The organism is Dyella amyloliquefaciens (assembly GCF_004296575.1).
Lineage (GTDB): Bacteria > Pseudomonadota > Gammaproteobacteria > Xanthomonadales > Rhodanobacteraceae > Dyella > Dyella amyloliquefaciens.
Window position 1 is genome coordinate 341059 of record NZ_SAYT01000002.1, and the last position, 22412, is coordinate 363470.

Consider the following 22412-nt stretch of genomic DNA (forward strand, 5'->3'; position numbering starts at 1 on the left):
GCCAGGCGCTCAGTTGATCGCAGGCGCATCCTCGCGACGCCACACGCTGGTTCCACCGGCACTCTTGTCGAGCCCATCAAGGCGGCGTTCGTGCGAGGCAAGCTCGTCGTCGTTCGCGCGCAACACGCGCGGCCGGCGATGCAGCACCACTGGTGCCAGCGCCACTGTCGCACCCTGCTCGTGCGCCCCCTCGAAGCCAAGGTCGAGCACGACCTGGCCCGAGGTCATCGAGATATAAACCTCGGCGAGCAGCTGAGCGTCAATCAGGCCGCCATGGAGGTCGCGCGCCGAGTTGTCCACGCCCAGTCGCTTACACAGCGCATCGAGGCTGTTGCGCTGACCGGGATAGCGTTCGCGCGCCATCATCAGTGTGTCGAGGACGCTGCAGCGATCTTCGATCCGGCCGTACGACTCGCCCAGGCGCGCCAGCTCGGCATTGAGAAAGCCGACGTCGAAGGTCGCGTTGTGGATGATCAGTTCGGCGCCATCGATGAACGCCAGGAACTCTTCCACGACATCGGCGAAACGCGGCTTGTCGAGCAGGAACTCATCTTCGATGCCGGTGACCTGGCGCGCCCCTTCATCGATCGCGCGATCGGGGTTGAGATAGGTCTGATAATGGCGACCGCTCGGACGACGCTCGATCATCTCCACACACGCAATTTCGATCAGGCGGTGGCCCTGACGTACCTCGAGACCGGTGGTCTCGGTATCCAGCACGATTTGCCTCATGCCTTGCTCCTGAAGTGTTCGGCCTGCTCGCGTGCAGCGACATCGACCCGTTCGTTTTCAACATGGCCGTTGTGTCCGCGCACCCAATGCCATCGCACCTGGTGCCGTTCGACCGCCGTGGACAGGCGCTGCCATAGATCCTGGTTCTTCACCGGTTTCTTGTCGGCAGTGCGCCAGCCATTGGCGCGCCACTTGGGCACCCACTCCTCGATGCCCTGCATGACGTAGCGCGAATCGGTGGTGAGCGACACCGTGCAGGGGCGCGTCAACGCTTCCAGCGCGCCAATGGCCGCCATCAGCTCCATGCGATTATTGGTGGTGGCCGTCTCGCCACCTGAGAGCATGCGCTCCGTGCCCTTGGCGCGCAGCAGGGCAGCCCAGCCGCCCGGCCCGGGATTGCCCAGGCACGCACCATCCGTAAATGCTTGCACTTCAGTCATTGTCACCCATCAAAACGAAAAATCAGGACGCCGCATTGCGTCGGGCACCCGGTGCCAGACCCACATTCACCGTGGCGGGCACGGCCTTGGGTTTGAGGCGGATAGGCGTGGCCATGCGCCGACGCTTGCGAGCAAGCATCAGATAGCCGCCGCCGAAGACATGTGTCGCGTCGAAACTCCCGCGGCTGCTGGGCCAGAGATGCCCCACCCGCTCCACGCGCTCGATGTCCAGCTCGATGCGGTTTACCCAGCGCTCGAGCAGAATCGGCGAATGCATCGCCGGTGAACGCCCCCGCGTGCGCCACATCATCCAGGGCAACCATGCACTGAAGGGATGCAGGCCGGTAATGGCCAGGACGCCACCGGGCGCAAGCACGCGGGATACTTCTTCGAGCAGATCCTGCGGCGTGGCCGACACCTCCAGGGCATGCCTCAGCAGCACCAGGTCGAAAGCGTCGTCCAGGAACGGCAGAGGCTCGTCGCCGCGGGCGTCAAGGTCGCCGGTATAGCGGTCTCCCTCCAGCTTGAGCCGCGTCCAGTTGCCCAGCAGGGGCAGCATCGGGGGGGCATCTTCCGGGGTAACGCTCACCAGCAACCCATGCGTGCCGCTGCATCGCTGCAGGCCCGGCATCAATGCGGCCGATTCTTCGGCCAGCAGATTGCGCAGAGGGGCGCTGGAATAGATGTCTAGGTCACGCTGAGACATGCCTGGGCGGTCTGGCCGGGTCGATGGCGACAGTGTACCGGCTGGCCCGGGCATTGCGTGTCCTGGTTTGCATGTCGGTTACCAACCGGGCCACAAGGCTGAATAGGCAAACGCAAGGTTAACGTCTCACTAACGAGCGCGCCGGCTAGCCGCTTTATAGTCGGGCACCTCGCGCAAGCCAAGGACGCCTGCGCCAGTCGATACGAATAACGCGGAGGGGAAACTCCTTGCACGTCGTACCGTTACCGGCGCTTGCCGACAACTACATCTGGCTGCTTCATGACGATGGCGGCCAGGCATTGGTAGTCGATCCAGGCGACGCATCTCCGGTTGAATCAGCCCTTGAAGCACGCGGACTTCATCTCCGCGCCATTCTGCTGACCCATCACCACCACGATCACATCGGTGGGGTCGATGCCCTGTTGTCGCGTCACCGTGTCCCGGTGTACGCGCCGCGTGACGAGCGGATCGTCCATGCGACCCATCGCGTGGGCGACGGAGATGTCGTCACGATCGATGTGCCGGCTTCGCGCTTCGAGGTCATCGCGGTTCCTGGCCACACCACGACACACATCGCCTATGCCGGCGAGGGCATCCTGCTTTGCGGAGACACGCTTTTCAGCATGGGCTGTGGCCGCCTGTTCGAAGGCACGCCGGCACAGATGCTGGCCTCGCTCGATCGCCTCGCTGCCCTGCCCGGCAACACCCTCGTTTGCTGCTCGCACGAGTACACCGCAGCCAATGGACGATTTGCGCAAACGATCGAGCCTTCCAATCATGCACTCGCGGCGCGGCAGCAGGAAGTGAGTGCGTTACGCGCTCGTAACCAGCCCAGCCTTCCGGTCAGCCTCGCCACCGAGCAAGCCACCAATCCCTTCCTTCGCACAGACAGCGAAGGCGTGATTGCCTGGAGCCAGCGTCACGGCATCGATGGCGATCGCGTTGCGCGTTTCGGAGCGCTGCGCGCCAACAAAGATGGTTTTGCCGGATGAGTACACGTCGCCTACGTCCGTTGCCCTTGGCCATGTCGGTCCTGCTGGCCGCTTGTGCAACGACGCCGACGCCCAAGCCTTCAGGCCCGTCCGTACAGGCACCGAAACCTCAGCCGGTGCGCGATATTGCACGTCCCCTCGCGAGCCCCGCCAAGCCGAACGCAAGCGATGCGGGCGTATGGGATCAGTTGCGCAGCAGTTTTCAGATGGCCGATTGCGATGCCGACCCGGGCATCGCCATGTGGGCGCGTCGCTACACGCAGAACCCGGACCGTTTCGAGAGCCAGCTCGCTGCCGCGGCACCGCGCCTGGCCTATGTGCAGCAGATTGCAGCCCGGCACAACGTCGCCGGCGAGTTTGCCTTGCTGCCCTGGGTGGAAAGCCAGTACCGGCCTGTTCCTGGAAACAAGAACGCGCCTGCCGGCATGTGGCAGATCATGCCGGCGACGGCCAGCGCACTGGGCATTCGTGTCGACAAGAATTTCGATGGCCGCCTGGATGTCCCGGCGGCGACGGATGCCATCATGGCCCTGCTCAGTCGTTACCACGACGATCTGGGTGACTGGCGCCTGGTGGACTACGCCTTCAACGCCGGCGAGTTCGGCGTGAAGCGCATGGTGGGTCAGCACGGCACACCGCCTGACAACCCCGTCATTCCCAAGATGCCGGTGAAAGCAGTGACACGCGAACACTTGGTGAAGCTGCTCGCCATTTCATGCGTCATCCGGGAACCCGAGCGATTCAACGTCAGCCTGCCTTCCTTGCCTTCCGAGCAACGGCTGGTCGCGGTCAGCATCGACAACTCCATGCCGATCGCACATGCGGCCGATCACGCCGGCATGTCATCGGACGAGTTGAAAGACCTCAATGCGGCCTTCCGCAACGGCATGGTCGATTCGCATGCATCGCCCTACCTGCTCATGCCCAGCAACCACGTGCAGCAGTTTCGCAGCTCGCTGCTCAGCGCGAATGACGACAGCAACGCCAATGTACCGGGCACTGCCGTTCTGCCTCCGCTGGGCGCAACGCTCGCCGGCGCCAACAGCACGGACAGCGACGCCTCGTCGGCATCGAAGAAGCGCTCGTCGGTAAGGCAGACCCATACCGTGAAGTCGGGCGAAAGCCTCTGGAGCATCTCCCGGCAGTACTCGATCGACGTCAAGCAACTGCAGCAGTGGAATCACCTGCAGGGCGCTGGTGTGAAACCCGGGCAGGTACTCAAGCTCAGCGCGCCGGGCTGAAATCCTCGGCGCCGCAAGACCATGGATTGGCCGGCTGCCCTACGTCACGCCACCGCGCGCGCACTTCGATAGGCAGACGTCGCAGGGAGTCGCGCACTGCAGGCGCGCTGATCGTGGGCATTGCCCGCCATCGCTCCGTCGCCGATGCCATGCATCGCGAAGGCGCTCAACTCAACCGCACCTACCGCAACGATCGCCTCAAGGGCTACGCCGACAAGGCCGCCTACGCGTGCGGCGCCAACATTGGATGCTCTGCGATGTCGCCATGTCAGAGGCGGGAAACGAGGGCGCCTTCGTTTGCTCGCATCTCACCCTGGTCATCACGGGCGAAATCAGCACCATGGATGCCGGATACAACATCCTCGGCATGGCGGGCACCTGAAGCCGCAATCCAGCCAATAAAAAGGGCGGCCCAGGCCGCCCTTTTCTTTCACTCGTCGCAACGAGTTCGCTTACATGCGATCCGCCGCGATCTTGATGTCGGTCTTCGCCTTCAGCGCGTCGATGAATTCCTGCGTAGCGAGGATGCCGTAAGCCTGCGCCATCTGGTTGCGCAAGGCGTCGCGCTGCTCGAACGTCACCTTGGAAAGATCGCCTTCCTGCACCTTGTCCACCGCCACCAGCGCATAGTTGCCGTCAGCCGTGGAAACACGGGCGAACTGCGACTTGCCGTCAGTGGGGTGCGGCAACAGGAACGCCTGCTCCAACACTTCCGGAGCCACGCCCTGCTGCATGCGGATGGCGTTCGGCACGGTCTGTACGGTCGCACCTGCCGCGACGGCAACCGCCTGCATGTCCTCACCCTTCTGCACCTTGGCGAGCAGCCCATCGGCATTCTTCAGGGCTTCCGCGGCGATACGCTCGTCGAGAATCTTCTGGCGAACCTGATCGCGCACTTCCGCCAGCGGACGGGCTGCGGCAGGCACGTGCTTGTCCACGCGGACCACGACGGCATGGTCCGGGCCGAGTTCGATCAGGCCGGAGTTGTTGCCCTGCACGAGCACGTCATCCGAGAACGCGGTCTGCACCAGCTTGGGGTTTGCCGTAATGCCCTCGCCACCCTTGCGCGAGAACTGCGCCGTGGTCTGGATCGGCAGGTTCAGCGCCTGCGACGCCGCCTCGAGCGAAGACGGATTCTGATAGGTCTGGTCGGTGAGCTTGCCGGCCAGTTCGCTGTACTGGCGATCACGCTCGGTGCTCAGGTAATCCTTGGCGATCTGGTCGCGCACTTCGGCGAACGGCTTGGCCTCACCGCTGCGCACGTCGCGCAGGAACAGCACGTGGTAACCCTCGTCGGACAGCACCGGCTTGGAGATCTGGCCCTTCTGCATGGCGAACAACGCGGCATCGAAGGCCGGATTGGTGACGCCCTTCTCCAGCCAACCCAGGTCACCGCCCGCGCGCTTGGAGCCCAGATCTTCCGAATCCTGATCGGCGAGCTTGGCGAAATTCTCCGGGTTCGCTTCGCCGGCGACCTTCTCAGCCTTGGCGAGCGCGGCCTTCTGCTGGTCCGGCGTCGCGTTCTTCGGAACATTGATCAGGATGTGCGACACCAGACGCTGCTCAGGCTGCACGAAGCGCTGCTTCTGCTCCTCGTAGCGCTTCTTGAGCTCGTCCTCGCTCGGCTGGGCGTCGACCTTGAGGTCGCTGCCATTCACTTCGATGTACTTCAGCGACACCTGCTCCGGATTCATGAAATCCGCCTGGTGGTCCTTGTAGTAGGACTCCAGCTGAGCGTCGGTGACTGCGTTGTCGGCGAGCGCCGGACGGGGAACCGCGAACCAGCGCAGGTCACGGCGCTGGTAAAGCAGGCCCAGGTAGCGGTCCATGTCCGCATCGGTCACGACGGCGCTGTCGATGATGGCGCGGGGCACCAGGCCCGGCTCAAGCGACGCGCGCTGGCTGGCCTCGAACATCGCCGGCGACATGTTCTGCGCGGCGAGAATGGCGCGGTACGTGGTGGGGTCGAACTGACCGTTGACCTGGAACTGCGGCGCTCCGGCAATGCGCTCGCGCAGCGCGAGATCCGACACCTTCATGCCGAGCGTCTCGTTCGCCTGGCGAAGCAGCTGCTCGTTGATCAGCTGGTCCAGGATGCGACGCTTCATTTCCGGCTGCTCGAACTGCGCGGCGTCGAAGCTGTCGCCCATGCGCGCCATGGCGTCGCGACGGGCCTCGTTCATGCGGTCCTGGAAGTCGCGCTGGGATATCTCGTGCTTACCCACCATCGCCACGTAGGTTTCCGTGTGCGAGGCGAAGTAGGACTCGATGCCGAAGAACGAAATAGCGAAAACGCAAATGCCCAGAATGACAATCGAAGGCCATCCGTGAAGCTTGTTACGCAGTGCCTGAAGCATGGTTTGGTCCCGGCTAAATCGTTGTTCAGCGCACCATGTGCGCAGTGCTTAAAAAGCAAGGGCGCCACTCGGGCGCCCTTGCGAACTATGGCGGAGCGGACGGGACTCGAACCCGCGACCTCCGGCGTGACAGGCCAGCATTCTAACCGACTGAACTACCGCTCCGCATATTTCTGGTGGGTGCTGTAGGGATCGAACCTACGACCCTCGCCTTGTAAGGGCGACGCTCTACCGCTGAGCTAAGCACCCGAAACTAAGCAAGTAGCCGCTTAGTTTAGGGCATCCTTGAGGGTCTTGCCAGCCTTGAATGCCGGAACCTTCGAGGCCTTGATCTTGATCGTCTCGTTGGTGCGCGGATTGCGGCCGGTACGAGCGGCGCGCTTGCGCACGGTGAAGGTGCCAAAGCCGACCACCGACACGTCGTCACCCTTCTTCAGCGCCTTCTGCACGGTCTCGAAGAAAGCCTCGAGAGCACGGCCGGCGTCAGCCTTGGTGAGTTCGGCCTTCTCGGCAATGGCATTGATCAGATCGGTTTTATTCATTGAGACACTCCCTTAAACGGTTATGCAGCCCGCGTGGTCATTCTGGGACCAGGCGACGTCTATGCGACCAGGGCACCGGGACATCGCCAAGCAACCCCGCATCACTGCGCATCGTGCTCGGCGTCAGGCTGCGGTGCCGCCTTTATACCAGCGGCCCCTAGGGTCCGCAATGACAAGGTTTTCCAAGGGTTCGCACGGTTCAGCATGCTTCGCGAACGCTTGCAAAGTGCGTGTCGAAACGCTATGCGAAACGCACTTCAGGTTATGACGAGCCCATGAAAAAACGGGCGGAACCCCGCCCGTTTTTTCGGTGACGCGAATCACGGATCAGTGAGGCCGCGCGTACGGCTCCTGCGATTCGTCCTGCACGTCGTCGCGAGGGGCTTCGACCTTGGGCTTGCTATCACCCTCCGTCGCCTGCAGCGGCTGCAGCGGGCGTTCCAGCGCAATATCCAGCACCTCATCGATCCAGCGCACCGGATGGATATCCAGCGAGCCGGTGATGTTCTGCGGGATGTCCGCCAGATCCTTCTTGTTTTCTTCCGGAATGATGATCGTCGTGATGCCGCCGCGGTGCGCCGCCAGCAGCTTCTCCTTGAGACCACCGATCGGCAGCACGCGGCCACGCAGGGTGATCTCGCCCGTCATCGCCACTTCGGAGCGCACCGGCACCTTGGTCAGCGCCGACACCAGCGCCGTGCACATGGCGATACCTGCGCTCGGGCCGTCCTTCGGGGTCGCGCCCTCGGGCACGTGGATATGGATGTCGAACTTCTGGTGGAACTCCGGATCGATGCCCAGGCGCTCGGCACGCGCACGCACCACGGAAAGCGCCGCCTGGATGGACTCCTTCATCACATCGCCCAGCTGCCCCGTGTTCACCAGGCGGCCCTTGCCCGGCACCACGGAGGCCTCGATGCTCAGCAGGTCGCCGCCCACCTGAGTCCAGGCCAGGCCGGTGACCAGACCGACTTCGTTCTGGAGCTCTTTACGGCCGAAATCAAAGCGACGAACCCCGAGGTACTGCTCCAGGTTGACCGAGGTGACTTTGATCGCCTTCTTGGCCTTGGCCGTCTTTACGGCCGCCTTGGCCTTCGCCGCCTCGACCTTCTTCTTGCCAGCCTGGGCCAGGGTCAGCTCCTTCACCACCTTGCGGCAGATCTTGGAAATCTCGCGCTCGAGGTTACGCACACCCGATTCCCGGGTGTAGTAACGCACGATGTCGCGGATGGCCTCCCCGTCCACGCTCAGCTCCTCGGGCTTCAGGCCATTGGCCTTCAGCTGCTTCGGCAGCAGGTATTTCTGCGCGATTCCGAGCTTCTCGTCCTCGGTGTAGCCGGGGATGCGAATGACCTCCATGCGGTCCAGCAGGGGGCCCGGAATGTTCAGCGAGTTCGCCGTAGCGATCCACATCACCTCGGACAGGTCGAGGTCGACCTCCAGGTAGTGGTCGTTGAAGGCGTGGTTCTGTTCCGGATCCAGCACCTCGAGCAACGCCGACGACGGATCGCCACGGAAATCCATGGACATCTTGTCGATTTCGTCGAGCACGAACAGCGGATTCTTGCTGCCCACCTTGTTGAGGTTCTGCACGATGCGGCCAGGCATCGAACCGATGTAGGTACGGCGATGGCCACGGATCTCGGCCTCGTCGCGTACGCCACCCAGGCTCATCCGGACGAACTTGCGGTTGGTTGCCTTGGCGATCGACTGGCCCAGCGAGGTCTTGCCCACACCCGGCGGACCGACAAGGCACAGGATCGGGCCGCGCATGGTGTTCACGCGCTGCTGCACGGCGAGGTATTCGAGAATGCGTTCCTTGACCTTCTCCAGGCCGAAGTGATCGGCGTCGAGCACTTCCTGGGCCAGCTGCAGATCCTTGCGCACCTTGCTGCGCTTCTTCCACGGCACGCCGACCAGCCAGTCCAGGTAGTTGCGCACGACCGTGGCTTCGGCCGACATCGGCGACATCTGGCGCAGCTTGCCGAACTCCTGGCGCGCCTTGGCCAGCACGGGCTTGGGCATGCCGGCGTTGTCGATCTTCTTCTGCAGCTCCTCGATCTCGTTCGTGCCACCCTCCTCGCCCTCGCCGAGCTCCTTCTGGATGGCCTTCATCTGTTCGTTGAGGTAGTACTCGCGCTGGCTCTTCTCCATCTGCGACTTCACGCGGCCGCGGATGCGCTTTTCCACCTGCTGCAGGTCCATTTCGCCGTCGACCAGGCCAATCAGCAATTCGAGGCGCTGGCCCACGTCGGCGGTTTCCAGCACCCTCTGCTTGTCGGCCATGCGCACGGAAAGATGCGCGGCGATGGAGTCGGCGACACGCGAGGGATCATCGATGCCCGACAACGTGGCCAGCACTTCCGGCGGAAGCTTGCGGCTCTGCTTGACCAGTTGCTCGAACAACGACACCAGCGTGCGCGACACCACGTCGAGCTCACGCTCCTTGTCGCTATACACGGGTTCGATGATGCGCGAGGTGGCGGTCAGCATGCCGCCGTCTTCGTCGTACTTGTCGATCGTAACTCGCGCCTGCCCCTCGACCAGCACCTTCACGGTACCGTCGGGAAGCTTCAGCAACTGCAGCACGCCAGCCAGCGTGCCGATCTCGTGCAGATCGCTGATCTTGGGATCGTCGATATCCGGGCTCTTCTGCGCTACCAGCAGGATCTGGCGCTCACCCTCCATCGCGCGCTCCAGCGCACGCATGGACTTGTCGCGCCCGACGAACAGCGGAATGACCATGTGGGGATAGACCACCACGTCGCGCAGCGGCAGCACAGGCAGTGCATCGAGCGCGGCTCCGGAGACCTGGGGATTAGGTGCGTTTTTTGCCATCGAAGAGAATCTCTCAGGATGAATAGCGTCTTTTGCCCCGACACTGCGCCGGGGGCATCTGTACGTCAAGTGGTGGCAAACCGCAGCTCGTACAAGTGCATGACTAACCACAGAAACAGAATGGCCCCGGCATATCTGCCGGGGCCATCATGCGGTTGGTATCGCGTGAAAACAGCGATCAGGCGGCGTCACCGCCCTCTGCACGCGGCTGCTTGAGATTGCCGCGATAAATCAGATAAGGCTCAGCCTGCCCTTCGATCACCGCGTCATCCACCACGACCTTGCTGACGTGCTCAAGCGACGGCAGTTCGTACATGGTATCGAGCAGCACCTGCTCGAGAATGGTGCGCAGGCCACGAGCACCAGTCTTGCGCTTGAGCGCCTTGCGGGCGATCGCCTGCAGGGCCTCCGGGCGGAATTCCAGCTCGACGCCTTCCATCTCGAACAGTTTCTTGAACTGCTTGGTGACGGCGTTCTTCGGCTCGGTGAGGATCTTCACCAGCGCGGGCTCGTCCAGTTCGTCGAGCGTGGCGACCACCGGCAGGCGACCCACGAACTCGGGAATCAGGCCGTAACGCACCAGATCGGACGGCTCGACATCGGCGAGCAGCTTGCCCAGGTTTTCCTTGCGCTCCTTGCTGCGCACTTCGGCCGAGAAGCCGATGCCCACGGTTTCGGAACGCTGCTGGATCACCTTCTCCAGGCCGGCGAACGCACCGCCGCAGATGAAGAGGATGTTCTTCGTGTCGACCTGCAGGAACTCCTGCTGCGGATGCTTGCGACCGCCCTGCGGCGGCACCGAGGCAAGCGTGCCTTCGATGAGCTTGAGCAGCGCCTGCTGCACGCCTTCGCCAGAGACATCGCGGGTGATCGACGGGTTCTCGCTCTTGCGCGAGATCTTGTCGATTTCGTCGATGTAGACGATGCCCGACTGCGCCTTGTCGACGTCGTAGTCGCACTTCTGCAGCAGCTTCTGGATGATGTTTTCCACATCCTCGCCGACATAGCCCGCTTCGGTCAGCGTGGTCGCGTCAGCGATGGTGAACGGCACGTTGAGCAGGCGCGCCAGCGTTTCGGCCAGCAGCGTCTTGCCCGAACCGGTGGGGCCGATCAGGAGGATGTTGGACTTGCCGAGCTCGACTTCGTCGCTCTTCTGACGCGACTCCATGCGCTTGTAGTGGTTGTACACGGCCACCGCCAGCGCCTTCTTGGCGCGGGTCTGGCCGACCACGTACTGGTCGAGCGTTTCCATGATTTCACGGGGCTTGGGCAGTTGGCTGCGCCCGGAGGCGGCCTTCTCTTCCAGTTCCTCGCGAATGATGTCGTTGCACAGCTCGACGCACTCGTCGCAAATGAACACGGACGGACCCGCGATCAGCTTGCGCACTTCGTGCTGGCTCTTGCCGCAGAAGGAGCAGTAAAGAATCTTGCCGCTGTCGTTGGAACGGCCCTGCCGATCGTCGCTCATGCCTGGATCCTGCTAGTAAATCGATTGCGGTTTGAGAATAGCACAGCGTTCCGCGTCTGCAGCGAGACGCGGAACGGCTTGCAAACCCGGTACCAGGTACCCGAAATCAGCTCGATTTCACCGTGTCGATGGCGCGACGATCGAGGACCTGGTCGATCAGGCCGTATTCCTTGGCGGCCTCGGCGCTCATGAAGCGGTCGCGCTCCATGTCCCGCTCGATCTTGTCCAGCGGCTGGCCGGTGTGCTGAACGTAGATGTCGTTCAGGCGGCGACGCAGGTACAGGATTTCCTGGGCCTGGATCTCGATGTCCGTGGCCTGGCCGCGGGCACCGCCCGACGGCTGGTGGATCATCACGCGCGAGTTGGGCAACGAGTAGCGCTTGCCCTTGGCGCCGGCCATCAGCAGCAGCGAGGCCGCACTGCAGGCCTGGCCGATGCACATGGTGCTGACGTCGGGCTTGATGAACTGCATGGTGTCGTAGATCGCCAGCCCGGCGGTGACGGCACCGCCCGGGCTGTTGATGTACAGATGGATGTCCTTGTCCGGGTTCTCCGATTCAAGGAACAGCATCTGCGCGACCAGCAGGTTGGCGACCTGATCGTTCACCTCGCCCACGAGGAAGATCACGCGCTCCTTGAGGAGGCGCGAATAGATGTCGTACGAACGCTCGCCGCGGGCGGTCTGCTCGACGACGATCGGTACCAGGTTGAGGTTCTGGATCGGGTCCATGGCCATGCTTTGTCGCTCTCCGGTTGATTGGCCTGAAGGATGCCTCAGGCGCTGACCGGGCGCATCACCTCGTCGAAGCTCAGGTTCTGGACGGTGGTCGTGGCGTGATCTGCCACCCATTCCGCCACCTGGTCTTCCATCACGCGATTCTGCAGCCCGGACATCAGTTGGGGGTCGCGGTTGTAAAGTTCAACGACCTTCTCCGGCTCCTCGTAGGTCGAGGCGATCGCGGCGAGCTGCTCGGCGACGCGGCTGCGGTCGATGACCAGCGCCTGCTTGCGGGCGATCTCACCCATCAGCAGACCGGCGATGACGCGCTTGCGGGCGATCGGGGCGGCGGCCTCGACCAGCTGCGGTGGGACCTGCTGGCCGCGCGGCACGCTGCCCTGGGCCAGGCCATGGGCCTCGGACTGCACCATCACGTTCGGTACGTCCAGCTCAGGGAAGGCATTGGCCAGCTTCTCGGCCACTTCGGACTTCAGGCGGGCCATCAGGGTGGCCTTCAGCTCGCGCTCGAGGTTGGCGCGCACTTCCTTGCGGAAATGCTCCAGGTCGCCGTCGACGATGCCGAACAGCTGGGCGAACTCGGCGTCCACTTCCGGCAGCTTCGGCTCCTGCACCTTGATGATCTGGAAGTGGCACTGGGCGGTCTTGCCGGCCAGGCTCTCGTTGCGGAAATCGGCCGGGAACTCGACGTCGGCGTCGAACTGCTCATCCGCCTTGCGGCCGGTGAGAACGTCGTCCAGCGCCTTGAACAGGTTGCCCGAACCCAGCACGCTGCCGGCGCGCTCCAGGCCTTCGGCCGGGAATCGGTAATCGCCGGCCTGCGCCGAGTATTCGAACATCACGAAGTCGCCCTCGGCCGAGGCGCGCTCGACCTCGTCGAAGCTGCGGCGCTGCAGGCGCAGGGTCTCGATCATCTTCTCGATGTCGGCGTCGCCCACTTCGGCCACCGGGCGGCTGACTTCCAGCTTGGCCACGTCGACTTCCGGGAACTCCGGCATGATTTCGAAGGTAGCGGTGTAGGCGATTTCGCCCTCTTCCGGGCGACCCGTGGTGTTGATCGACGGGTTGGCCACCGGGCGCAGGTTTTCCTGGGCCACGGCTTCACGCAGGGTGCTGCCGATGAGGTCGGAAAGCACTTCGCCACGGACCTGGTCGCCAAAACGCTGCTGGATCACCGTCGTCGGCACCTTGCCCGGACGGAAGCCCTTCAGTCGCACCGTGCGGCCCATCTCGGCGATGCGCGCGCTGACCTGCGACTCGAAGCGCTCCGCGGGAAACTTCACGGTGAGCTTGCGCTCGAGCTTGCCGACGTTTTCAACCGAAACCTGCATGACGTCTCCTGGAATACCGATTCTGAGCGCCCGTCAAAGGCGCTTGGCGACCTCTGGGCCGCCTGCTTATGAAAAACCAAAGGGATGGTGCGAAAGGAGGGACTCGAACCCTCACGGGGTTACCCGCTGGAACCTAAATCCAGTGCGTCTACCAATTCCGCCACTTTCGCATCAGAACAACTCTGAGGAAATTACCGCAAGCACCGGATTTACAAAGGAATAGCGAAAGAATGTTTCCTCGCACCCCACCCCGTCAGCCTCCGGACACTCCGCCCTAAGTCGATGATTCCCTTACACGAAAGCGAGTCATTTTACGGGTCGTGTAGTGACCAGCACAAGCGGGTCAATGGTCACCGAGGAAAAGTCTCGGCGGCGTTGCGACGCCGCGGGTTTCCGCCGAAAAGCGCTCGATGCAGGGCAGCGGGAAGAATCGCGATCTTCGAACTCGAATCGGAGCAGTCGGGCACGACGACTGGCGCCACCGCACCGGCAACGGTCAGAGCTCGCGAATGACCCGGAAGCCGACGCGGCCACTGCGTACGGTCGCATCCGCGCCCTGGCGATAAGCCGAGCGCACCTGATCCGGGGAGCTCCCCCACGAACCACCGCGCACCACGCGCACGCTGCAACCCGGGTTGATCCAGGCACTACCGTCGCGGGGAGCGCGCAGATAGCTGTCGTGCCAGCAGTCCTGCACCCATTCGGAAACGTTGCCGCCCATGTCGTAGAGGCCATACGGGTTCGGCGAGAAGCTCATCACCGGCGCCGGCCCCCAGAATCCATCGCGATAGCCTGCAAAGGCGTTGCTCCAGCGCCGGCCGCTCGGTGAGCGGTCGCTGGAGCCCGTAAGGTTTTCCACCTTGCTGGTCGGAGCGCCATCACCCCACCAATAACGTGTGGTGGTACCGCCACGCAGCGCATATTCGAACTCGGCCTCACTCGGCAACCGATAAGTCTTGCCGGTCCGCTGGCTCAGCCAGTCGGCGTAGGCCTTGGCGTCGGCCCAGGAGATATTGACCACCGGAAGCCGACTGTCGGCCAACTTGCCGACGTAATCGTCCTGCCATCCCGCATTCCCGTCGTCGCGCATGGCACCCGTGCCCTCGTCGTAGACACTGGCTCCGCCCAGCTTCACGGAGTCGGGCTGGTAGCCGCTGGCCTTCACGAACTCGCGAAACTGCCCCACGGTGACGGCCGTGCGCGCCATGGCAAAGCCTTTGGCGATGGTCACGTCATGTTGCGGTGTCTCGTCGTCCTGGCGCCCTTCTTCATTATCCGGCGCGCCCATGCGGAAGCTGCCGGTGGGCACCACCACCATCGAAGGTGCCTGGCCCGGAATATCCAGGAAACGATCAGTGAATACCTGACCCGGCTTGTAGCTTGCGTACAGGCGGGCATTGGTCAGGCGTTCGCTGAAATCCGAAAGCCCGGCCAGATCCGGGCTGATGGCCTTGGCCTGGTCTGCCAGTTGCTGAGCCAGCGTCATGTTGCCGCCATCGAGGGCCGAGCGCGCCTGGCCAAGCAGCCCGCTGGCACGCGCCTGGCGCATGTTGTCCACGCGCGTGTGGACATCACCGAGGGCAGGCGAATCGGGGGCGATCTGAGCGGCTTCAGCCAGTGCCGCGTCCGCACCCTTGAAATCGTTCTGGGCGACTGCGGCAAGCGCGCGATCGAGCACCGCGCGTTGCACCTGCAAAGTGCCCTGGGCCGCCACGGCGTTTTCCGGATCCAGCTGCTGCACCTGGCGATACAGCTCGAGTGCGTTGTCGCCGGCAGGCTGGTCGGCATGTCCTTGCTGCAGCAACGTCGCTGCCTTGGCGAGCAATGGTCGCACCTGTGCCAGCGTCTTCAATTTGGCCTGCGCCTGCGTGACGTCGTCACCGGAGTCGGGAATCGTCTTGAGCGTGTCGAGCAGATCGCTGGCCGAGTCGGCATCGCCGACCACCAGATCCTGGTTGATCTCCGCCACCAGACGCGCCCGGACCTCGAACAATCCCTGTGCCGCCCGGCGGCTGTCCGCCTTCAACTTCAACGCCTGCTCGAACAGCGCGGCAGCGCTGGTTTCATCACCCGCCAACTGCCCTCCATGCAACGCCTTGTTGGCGCGCGTCAGCAAGGCCTCGACCTCGGGCGTATCCGCGCTCAGCTGTTGTGGGAGGTTGGTGTCCTTGTTGCTCATCCGCGCCACGATGACCTCGGTGGGCGCGAGGGTCACAGGCGGTCCGGCATCGACCTCCCCCAGCCCCGGAGGCGGGGCTGCAGGCATCGGCGCCGCGGAAGGCGAAGGGCCCATGTTCATGGCCCGATGCGATGCGGTCGAGGACGGCTCGACGTGGAATACCCGCGGAAAGAAGTGATAGACCAGCGCCAATCCGAGCACAGCCACGCCGACGGCCCCACCGAGTGCGCGTTGTCGTCGTACGGTTTCCTTGCTCGGCATGGCTTGGTTCCGGGGCAGCCTGTTATCGTGCGGCGATTCTTACTCAGTATTGCCTTAACCATAGGCACAAACCGATGTCAGGACAATGCGCGTGTGCGCGTCCTGCGTGGCCAGGAAGACGCATGCATCCCGATTCATCCCTCACCCACGACGCCACCTGGATCGACCGTCCCGATGCCCTGCACGCATGGCTGGCCGCCGTGCCGCAGGACGCCTCGCTCGGCTTCGACACCGAGTTCATGCGGCGCAATACGTTCTATCCGCAGCTCGCCCTGATCCAGCTCGGCTGGAATGGTCGCTACGCGCTGGTCGATCCGCTGGCCTTCGATATCGGCGATGCCCTGCGCCCCCTGGTGGGCGACAGCGATGCAGTCACGGTGATGCACAGCGCCAGCGAGGATCTCGAATCGCTCTCGCCGCTGCTGCCGCACGGACCTCGCCATCTGTTCGACACGCAGATCGCAGCCGCTTTTGTGGGCATGGGATTGGGCCTCAGCTATCGGGCGCTGGTGGCCGAACTGGCCGGCGCGGAACTGGACAAGGGCGAGACGCGTTCCGACTGGCTGCAGCGACCGCTGACCGACTCCCAGCGCAGCTATGCCACGCTGGACGTCGTCTACCTCAAGCCGGTGCACGAACAGCTTGCCGAGCGCCTCGCCCAACGCGAACGCACCGCCTGGCACACCGAAGACTGCGAACGCTTGAAACAGCGCTCCTGCTATCGCGGCGGTGATCCGCAACCGCAGCGCACGTTCCGCAGCGCCGCGGAATGGCGCCCCGAACAGCGCGCCCTGCTCCGCCGCATCCTGCTGTGGCGCGATCACACGGCTCGCACGCTGGACCGCCCACGTCCGTGGCTGCTCGAAGACGCGCTGGTGATGAGCCTGGTGCAGCAACTGCCTGGCAACATTGGAAACCTCGAGCAGCGTACGCGCGGCCAGCGCGCGCTGCGCGCGCCGCAGCAGCGGGAGCTACTGGAAACCCTGCTTCGGCCCATCGAGCCGGAAGAAGTGGAAGCCACCTCCGCCATTCCCGAATCTCCCCAGGGCGAAGCCAAGCGCGCCCTGTCCGCGATGAAGGATGCGATCGACCAACGCGCTGAAAGCCTCGACCTTCCCGCAGGCCTGCTATGCCCCCGCAAGGTGCTGGAGGAATACGTGGTCACTGCGCAATGGCCGGATTTCCTCGAGGGTTGGCGACGCGGCGTGCTGCATGAGGACCTGAGTCGCCTGCTGCCCTGAGCGCCGCGCGGGGGCTTGGCGAAAGCCAAAACGGCCTGCTAACATGGCTCGCTCTTGTGGGGCCATAGCTCAGCTGGGAGAGCGCGTCGTTCGCAATGACGAGGTCGGGAGTTCGATCCTCCCTGGCTCCACCACTTGATTCCAGACAGCGCTTGTTGCCTTCGGCACCAGGCGCTGTTTTGTTATGGGGCGCGCCCAAAGCCGGCCTCGACACGGCGTCACCACCGCGTACGCAATGCAGGTACTCCCTGTCCCCCCACGGCATTCCAGAGAGGTGCCGCCCAGGCAAGCTGGACCGGTACAAGGACGGGCACCGCCGCAAGAATCGCTACGTTCCGATGTTCCAACACGACCAGCGCGACGGCCCCGATGCATCGCTGGCTGACTGGCAGGCAAACGGGATCGTCTCACCCCTTGATGTCATCACGCACGGGCACACTTCCGGCACTGCTCGCCGCGCTTTTTACGCGCGATGGTGGGCGCCATCACCCATGCCGGAGATTCCGCTAGTCATGACACCGCAGGAACAACAACTACTCGAAGATTTTCTCCAGCGCCTGGCCAATGCGGGCGGCGTGGCGAAGGACCCCCAGGCCGACGCGTTGATCCGCCAGCACCTGGCCGGCCAGCCGGACGCGCTTTATCTGCTGGTGCAACGCAGCCTGCTGCAGCAGCAGGCCCTCGAGAACGCGAAGGCGCAGATTGCGCAGCTTCAGTCGCAGGTGTCGTCCCAGCAAGGCGGCGGCAGCTTCCTCGGTGGACAGCAGCCCGCCTGGGGCGCAACGCCGCCGCCCTACCCGCCCCAGCAACCCGCTGCCGCGCCCAGTTGGCGTGACCGCCTGTTCGGCAGCGCACCGGCACAACCTCCCGCAGCTGCGCCCAGCTTTCTCTCGCAGGCCGCGACCACTGCAGCAGGCGTCGCCGGCGGCATGTTCCTGTTCGAAGGCATCGAGAGCCTGATGGGCGGCCACCATGGCGGCGGCTTTCTCGGCGGCGGCCAACCGTCGGTGATCGAAAACATCACCGAGAACAACAACTACTACGACAACGATCGTTCGCTGGACCGCAACGACCAGGACTTCGCGTCGACGGACGATTTCGACAACAGCAGCGATGGCGGGTTCGACGACAGCAGCTGGAGCTGAGCGCGCGTCGCAATCTTCAAGTCAGTCCAGGGCGCACCCGGTGAAGGACCGGGTGCGCTCGCGGCATCAGGCCGTAGCCGCGAGATCGCGTAGCTCGGGATGGCGCGACTCGCGAAGATCGTTGCGCAACGCTTCGACAAAATAAGCCGGCGCCGCATCGATGGCAGAGCGCAGCAACGCGCAAGCCTCGTCGATGCGCCCGCGTTCGGTCAGTACCGAAGCCCAACTGCACTTGCCCCGGTAATCACCCTTTTCCGCCGACATGCGATAGAGCTCACATGCCCTGTCGATGTCCTGCGCGGTTTCCCAGCCGTATTCGTAGTACTGCCCCAGGAAATGCATCGCGCGCGCATGGCCCGCGTCGGCAGCACGCCCGAACCAGTGAAAGGCCTCGGTGCGATTGGGCTTCATGCCACGGCCGTTAGCCAGCACATGGGCGTAGTTGTACATGCCCCAGTCCGATCCATGCTCGGCGGCCTCGCGATACCAGACGGCCGCGAGTTCGTAATTGACCGGCACACCCCATCCATTCTCGTGGATGCGGCCGAGCATGTTCATCGACATGGCGTCGCCCTGGTGCGCCGCATGCTGGAACCAGTACAGCGCTTCCGCCATGTTGCGCTCGCAGCCAATGCCTTCGAGATACATCTGGGCCACGCCCAGCTGCGATCCCGGATCGCCGGCCAGCGCCTGCGCCAACAGCGTCGAATGCACCCGCGACGGCTCCGTCCTCAGCAGATGGAGAAACTCGTCCACTCGACCCGCGACCGACGCACCACTCATGTCTCGGACCAGGTTCGCAGCAGGTTGTGATACACGCCGGTGAGGCGAAGCATGTCCGCCTGCGGCGCCTCGGCCTGGGTGAGGCTCTGGATGGAAACATCCAGCTCCAGCAGCAGGCGGCGCTGGTGTTCGTCGCGTACCAGGCTCTGGATCCAGAAGAACGAGGCCATCCGCGCCCCAGCCGTCACCGGCTCGACGCGATGCAGGCTGCAGGAGGGATACAGCACCATGTCGCCCGCCGGCAGCTTCACCGAGTGCGTGCCGTAGGTGTCTTCGATCACCAGGCCGCCGCCTTCGTATTCGTCGGGATCATTGAAGAACAGCGTGGCCGAAAGATCCGTGCGGATCGGCGTACCTGCGCCGTGCCGCCGGTCATAACGGATGGCGTTATCCACATGGAAGCCAAATGACTGCCCACCGCGATAGCAGTTGAACAACGGCGGAAAGATATGGCGCGGCAACGCGCTGGCAAAAAAGGTGGTATTGCGCGCCAGCGCATCGAGCAAGACCTGCCCCAGCTCCCTGGCCTCGGCGGCATCCTCGGGAAGCTGCAGGTTGTCCTTGGCGAGCGCCGACTGGTGCCCGGCCGTCACCTTTCCATCGGCCCACGGCGCCTGCTGGAGACGCTGCCGGCAATAGGCCAATTCATCGGCGTTAAGGACTTCGGGGATGTGCAGAAGCATGGTCGTTCCTACGAAAACGGACTGGCCGCATCCTGCGGCCAGTCCTTGACAGTATCAGAAGCTGAAGTTCGCGGTCAGGATGCCCGCGCGGCCCGGTGCCACCGAGGCGTAGTGCGAGGCATAGGCCTTGTCGAAGTAGTACTTGTTGGTCAAGTTCTGCACGTTGAGCTGCAGGGTGAGGTGCGGATTGACCTCGTAGGACGCCATCGCGTCAAAACGCGTGTACGAAGGCACCCATTTCAGATTGGCCGTATCGCCGTACACCTTGTCCTGGTAATACGCGCCGCCACCGACGGACCACTTCGAGGTAATCGCCACCGTGGTCCACAGCGTGAAGCTGTTTTTCGGCGTGTTGGGAAACTGGTTGCCCTTGTTCGCCGGCTCGCCCGGACCGACCTTGACCAGCTCGCTGTCCAGATAGGTATAGCCGCCATATACGCTCCAGCGCTCGGTGATCGCACCACTGAAGCCGAGCTCCACGCCGTCGACACGCTGCTCGCCGACGTTGATCTGCGCGCTGCCGCGACCGCCGGTGGCGACGCGTGCATTGGTCTTTTCGCTGCGGAAAACCGCCGCGGTGAGCGAGAGCCGCTGGTCCAGCACGTCCCACTTGGTGCCCAGTTCCAGGTTGCGGCTGCTTTCCGGCTTCAGTTCCGCATTGGTTACCGCGAGACCGTCCGCGCCATCGCCCGCATCCACACCCGGCGGATTGGACGAGGTACCCCAGGACAGGTAGATGCTGCCGTTCTGCGCCGGCTTGTAGACCACGCCGAGCTGGTAGTTCCAGAAGCTGGAATCGTTGCTGAGGCGCGTGACGGCGCCCGTGGTGGTCGTCGTCGCGGTGGACCGGGTGCTGAAGCTGTCGAAGCGCACGCCGCCGTTCACCGACCACTGCGGGTTGAAGGTCACCGTATCGAATGCCCACGCCGAACGCGTATCGGTGACGATGCGCGTAGGATTCTGTCCGCCGGTGATCGCGCCATTGAACGGATCGTTCGGCGTCGGATGCTGTGCATCCGTGCACCAGTAATTGGACGGTGCGCCGATGCCGTACTTCGGACTGCACGCGCCGTTGACGATGGAACCGGTGTTGTGGGTGTCGGCGGCGTTCTTCGCGGGATCGACCAGATAGCTGGTGCGCTGGGTCTTCTCGCTGCTCAGCTCCAGGCCGGCGGCGACACTGTGCTTCAGGCTACCCGTCTCGAACTCGCCGGTAAGATCGGTCTGGTTGGTGAGGTTGGTGGTGCTGCTGTCGCGGTTGTTGTTGCGGCGCCAGACGCCACCGTTCAACAGGAAGTTGCCCTGGCTGTCGTCCGGCTGCGTCCAGATGTAGTTGTTGGTCGAGCGACCGTACAACGTGGTATTGCGCAGCAGCCAGCCGTCGCCGAAGTCGTGCTTCACCAGCACCGTGCCGACATCGTCGCTCTGCTTCTGGAAGTCGCGATCCAGCCAGCCGTAGTAGGTACCGCGCGGCACCGAGTACGGGCGACCGTCGCCGTTGAGGTAGGCGTACGGACTCGTGGCCGCGAACGGATTGTTGTAGGGAATGCCGCTGTCGGGCGTGTCGTCGCTCTGCAGGTGGTAGTAGCTCAGCGTTACGCTGGTAGCCGAATGCAGGCCGAAGGTCACTGACGGTGCAATGCCCCAACGAGAGAAATCGGGGCCATCGCGACCCGGGATATCGTTGCTGTGCCCCATCACATTGAGACGGAAGGCGGAATCGCTGCCGAACCGCTGGTTCCAGTCCACCGTGCCGCGGTAGTAGTTGTCCGTGCCGACGCCCGCCGTGCCACGCACGAAGTCCTCGGCCTTGGGCGCCTTGGTCACCAGGTTGACGCTGCCGCCCACGCCGCCACGGCCGGTATAGGCCGAGCTCGGTCCCTTGAGGACTTCGACCTGATCGACATCGAAGATCTCGCGGCTCTGCGAACCGGAGCTGCGGATGCCGTCGATGAAGATCGAGCTCTCCGAATTGAAGCCACGGATGATCGGGCGGTCGCCGTTGGGATTGCCGCCTTCACCGGCACCGAAGGTAATGCCCGGCACCTGGCGCAGCACGTCGAGCAAGGAGGTCGCCGCCGTCTGCTGGATGATCTCCTGCGGAATGACGGTGACCGAGCGCGGCGTATCGAGCAGCGGCGCGGTGAACTTCGGCGAGGTGGTGTTGACCACCGTCGAACGGACCTTCACGCCCTCCAGGTTCTGTGCGTCCTGGGGATCGGGCGTCGTGTCGCGGTTGTCCGCCACCGCCTCGGTGGCAGCCAGTGCAGAAGTCGAAGCCAGGGCCAGGCCCAGTGCGCTGACGGCCAGACGGATGGGAGGGTTCGCCGCGGAAGACACAAACGCTTTGCAAGTCATGCTCGATCCTTCGCGCAGGCATACACCGGCTTCTCCGGTATGGGAGCCGCATGGCCTGCTGGTGGGTGGGGATGGGTTGCGTTCGCCGTGGCGAGGTGAAGCCTCGAGCCCGGCTGCGTCACAAGACGATAACGGAAGTGAGAATGATTCGCAATATCTTACTTTCGAGCGACTGACCGCGGCTCAGCCACAGGGGCGCCCCTAACCCTTAGTGCGCGCCGCATTCCTCACTGCACTACCGAGCAGCGAGCGACCACATGCAGGCCCCGTTCATCCCCACACGCTCATTGCCCGGCATCCTCCATCTGGTAAGCAACCTCTGGCCTAGCTGAAAAGGAAGACGACCCTGCTAGCCTTGCGTCGCCCGCGCACTCGACAT

17 protein-coding genes and 4 tRNA genes are annotated in these 22412 nt (G+C 63.8%); 5 read left to right on the forward strand and 16 right to left on the reverse strand.

Annotation, left to right across the window (positions count from 1 at the left end):
- Positions 1–9: 9 nt before the first annotated feature.
- The 3 genes from dnaQ to EPB08_RS06100 are packed head-to-tail and all read right to left on the reverse strand — an operon-like array spanning position 10 to position 1878.
- Entirely contained in the window at positions 10–732 is a 723-nt protein-coding gene (gene dnaQ / locus EPB08_RS06090; protein WP_130618185.1) for a DNA polymerase III subunit epsilon, read from the reverse strand.
- Positions 729–1172 (reverse strand): ribonuclease HI, encoded by a 444-nt coding sequence (gene rnhA, locus EPB08_RS06095; protein ID WP_130618186.1) that lies wholly within the window; start codon positions 1170–1172, stop codon positions 729–731. Before rnhA ends, dnaQ begins: the two co-directional genes overlap by 4 nt.
- Positions 1173–1194: 22 nt before the next feature.
- A complete protein-coding gene (locus tag EPB08_RS06100; protein WP_130618187.1) occupies positions 1195–1878 on the reverse strand; it encodes a methyltransferase domain-containing protein in 684 nt (227 codons plus the stop codon).
- 227 nt (positions 1879–2105) lie between these two features.
- Between EPB08_RS06100 and gloB the strand changes: the two genes are divergently transcribed.
- Complete coding sequence (gloB, locus tag EPB08_RS06105) at positions 2106–2870, forward strand: hydroxyacylglutathione hydrolase (protein ID WP_130618188.1); 765 nt, start codon at positions 2106–2108, stop codon at positions 2868–2870.
- On the forward strand, positions 2867–4111 hold the full coding sequence (locus tag EPB08_RS06110) for a LysM peptidoglycan-binding domain-containing protein (protein WP_324615172.1): 1245 nt from the start codon (positions 2867–2869) through the stop codon (positions 4109–4111). The genes gloB and EPB08_RS06110 overlap by 4 nt, the downstream gene beginning before the upstream one ends.
- A 452-nt stretch (positions 4112–4563) precedes the next feature.
- Here EPB08_RS06110 and EPB08_RS06115 read toward each other — a convergent pair whose 3' ends face one another.
- The 10 genes from EPB08_RS06115 to EPB08_RS06160 form a co-directional block, all read right to left on the reverse strand.
- Positions 4564–6468 (reverse strand): SurA N-terminal domain-containing protein, encoded by a 1905-nt coding sequence (locus tag EPB08_RS06115; protein WP_130618189.1) that lies wholly within the window; start codon positions 6466–6468, stop codon positions 4564–4566.
- An 88-nt stretch (positions 6469–6556) separates the two neighbouring features.
- Positions 6557–6633, reverse strand: a tRNA-Asp gene (locus EPB08_RS06120).
- A gap of 9 nt (positions 6634–6642) precedes the next feature.
- A tRNA-Val gene (locus tag EPB08_RS06125) sits at positions 6643–6717 on the reverse strand.
- 20 nt (positions 6718–6737) lie between these two features.
- Complete coding sequence (locus EPB08_RS06130; RefSeq protein ID WP_019465590.1) at positions 6738–7010, reverse strand: HU family DNA-binding protein; 273 nt, start codon at positions 7008–7010, stop codon at positions 6738–6740.
- 327 nt (positions 7011–7337) lie between these two features.
- On the reverse strand, positions 7338–9848 hold the full coding sequence (gene lon / locus EPB08_RS06135) for an endopeptidase La (protein ID WP_130618190.1): 2511 nt from the start codon (positions 9846–9848) through the stop codon (positions 7338–7340).
- Between the two features lie 178 nt (positions 9849–10026).
- Positions 10027–11316: an ATP-dependent Clp protease ATP-binding subunit ClpX gene (gene clpX / locus EPB08_RS06140; RefSeq protein ID WP_130618191.1), complete on the reverse strand. Its 1290-nt coding sequence runs from the start codon at positions 11314–11316 to the stop codon at positions 10027–10029.
- A gap of 106 nt (positions 11317–11422) precedes the next feature.
- On the reverse strand, positions 11423–12052 hold the full coding sequence (gene clpP / locus EPB08_RS06145; protein WP_130618192.1) for an ATP-dependent Clp endopeptidase proteolytic subunit ClpP: 630 nt from the start codon (positions 12050–12052) through the stop codon (positions 11423–11425).
- 38 nt (positions 12053–12090) lie between these two features.
- On the reverse strand, positions 12091–13383 hold the full coding sequence (tig, locus tag EPB08_RS06150; protein ID WP_130618193.1) for a trigger factor: 1293 nt from the start codon (positions 13381–13383) through the stop codon (positions 12091–12093).
- Between the two features lie 85 nt (positions 13384–13468).
- Positions 13469–13553, reverse strand: a tRNA-Leu gene (locus EPB08_RS06155).
- Between the two features lie 326 nt (positions 13554–13879).
- Entirely contained in the window at positions 13880–15823 is a 1944-nt protein-coding gene (locus EPB08_RS06160) for an SUMF1/EgtB/PvdO family nonheme iron enzyme (protein WP_130618194.1), read from the reverse strand.
- A gap of 122 nt (positions 15824–15945) precedes the next feature.
- Between EPB08_RS06160 and rnd the strand changes: the two genes are divergently transcribed.
- The 3 genes from rnd (at position 15946) to EPB08_RS06175 (ending at position 18209) form a co-directional block, all read left to right on the forward strand.
- Positions 15946–17064, forward strand: coding sequence for a ribonuclease D (gene rnd, locus EPB08_RS06165; protein ID WP_130618195.1), 1119 nt, complete (start codon positions 15946–15948; stop codon positions 17062–17064).
- A gap of 58 nt (positions 17065–17122) precedes the next feature.
- A tRNA-Ala gene (locus tag EPB08_RS06170) sits at positions 17123–17198 on the forward strand.
- A 378-nt stretch (positions 17199–17576) separates the two neighbouring features.
- Complete coding sequence (locus tag EPB08_RS06175; protein WP_130618196.1) at positions 17577–18209, forward strand: DUF2076 domain-containing protein; 633 nt, start codon at positions 17577–17579, stop codon at positions 18207–18209.
- 66 nt (positions 18210–18275) lie between these two features.
- Here the strand turns inward: EPB08_RS06175 and EPB08_RS06180 are convergent, their stop codons facing one another.
- The 3 genes from EPB08_RS06180 to EPB08_RS06190 are packed head-to-tail and all read right to left on the reverse strand — an operon-like array spanning position 18276 to position 22033.
- Positions 18276–18992 carry a tetratricopeptide repeat protein gene (locus tag EPB08_RS06180; protein WP_130618197.1) on the reverse strand — a complete coding sequence of 239 codons (717 nt, stop codon included), beginning with the start codon at positions 18990–18992 and terminating at the stop codon, positions 18276–18278.
- Positions 18989–19675 carry a Fe2+-dependent dioxygenase gene (locus EPB08_RS06185; RefSeq protein WP_130618198.1) on the reverse strand — a complete coding sequence of 229 codons (687 nt, stop codon included), beginning with the start codon at positions 19673–19675 and terminating at the stop codon, positions 18989–18991. Before EPB08_RS06185 ends, EPB08_RS06180 begins: the two co-directional genes overlap by 4 nt.
- A 54-nt stretch (positions 19676–19729) precedes the next feature.
- Entirely contained in the window at positions 19730–22033 is a 2304-nt protein-coding gene (locus EPB08_RS06190; RefSeq protein ID WP_130618199.1) for a TonB-dependent receptor, read from the reverse strand.
- Between the last annotated feature and the right edge of the window lie 379 nt (positions 22034–22412).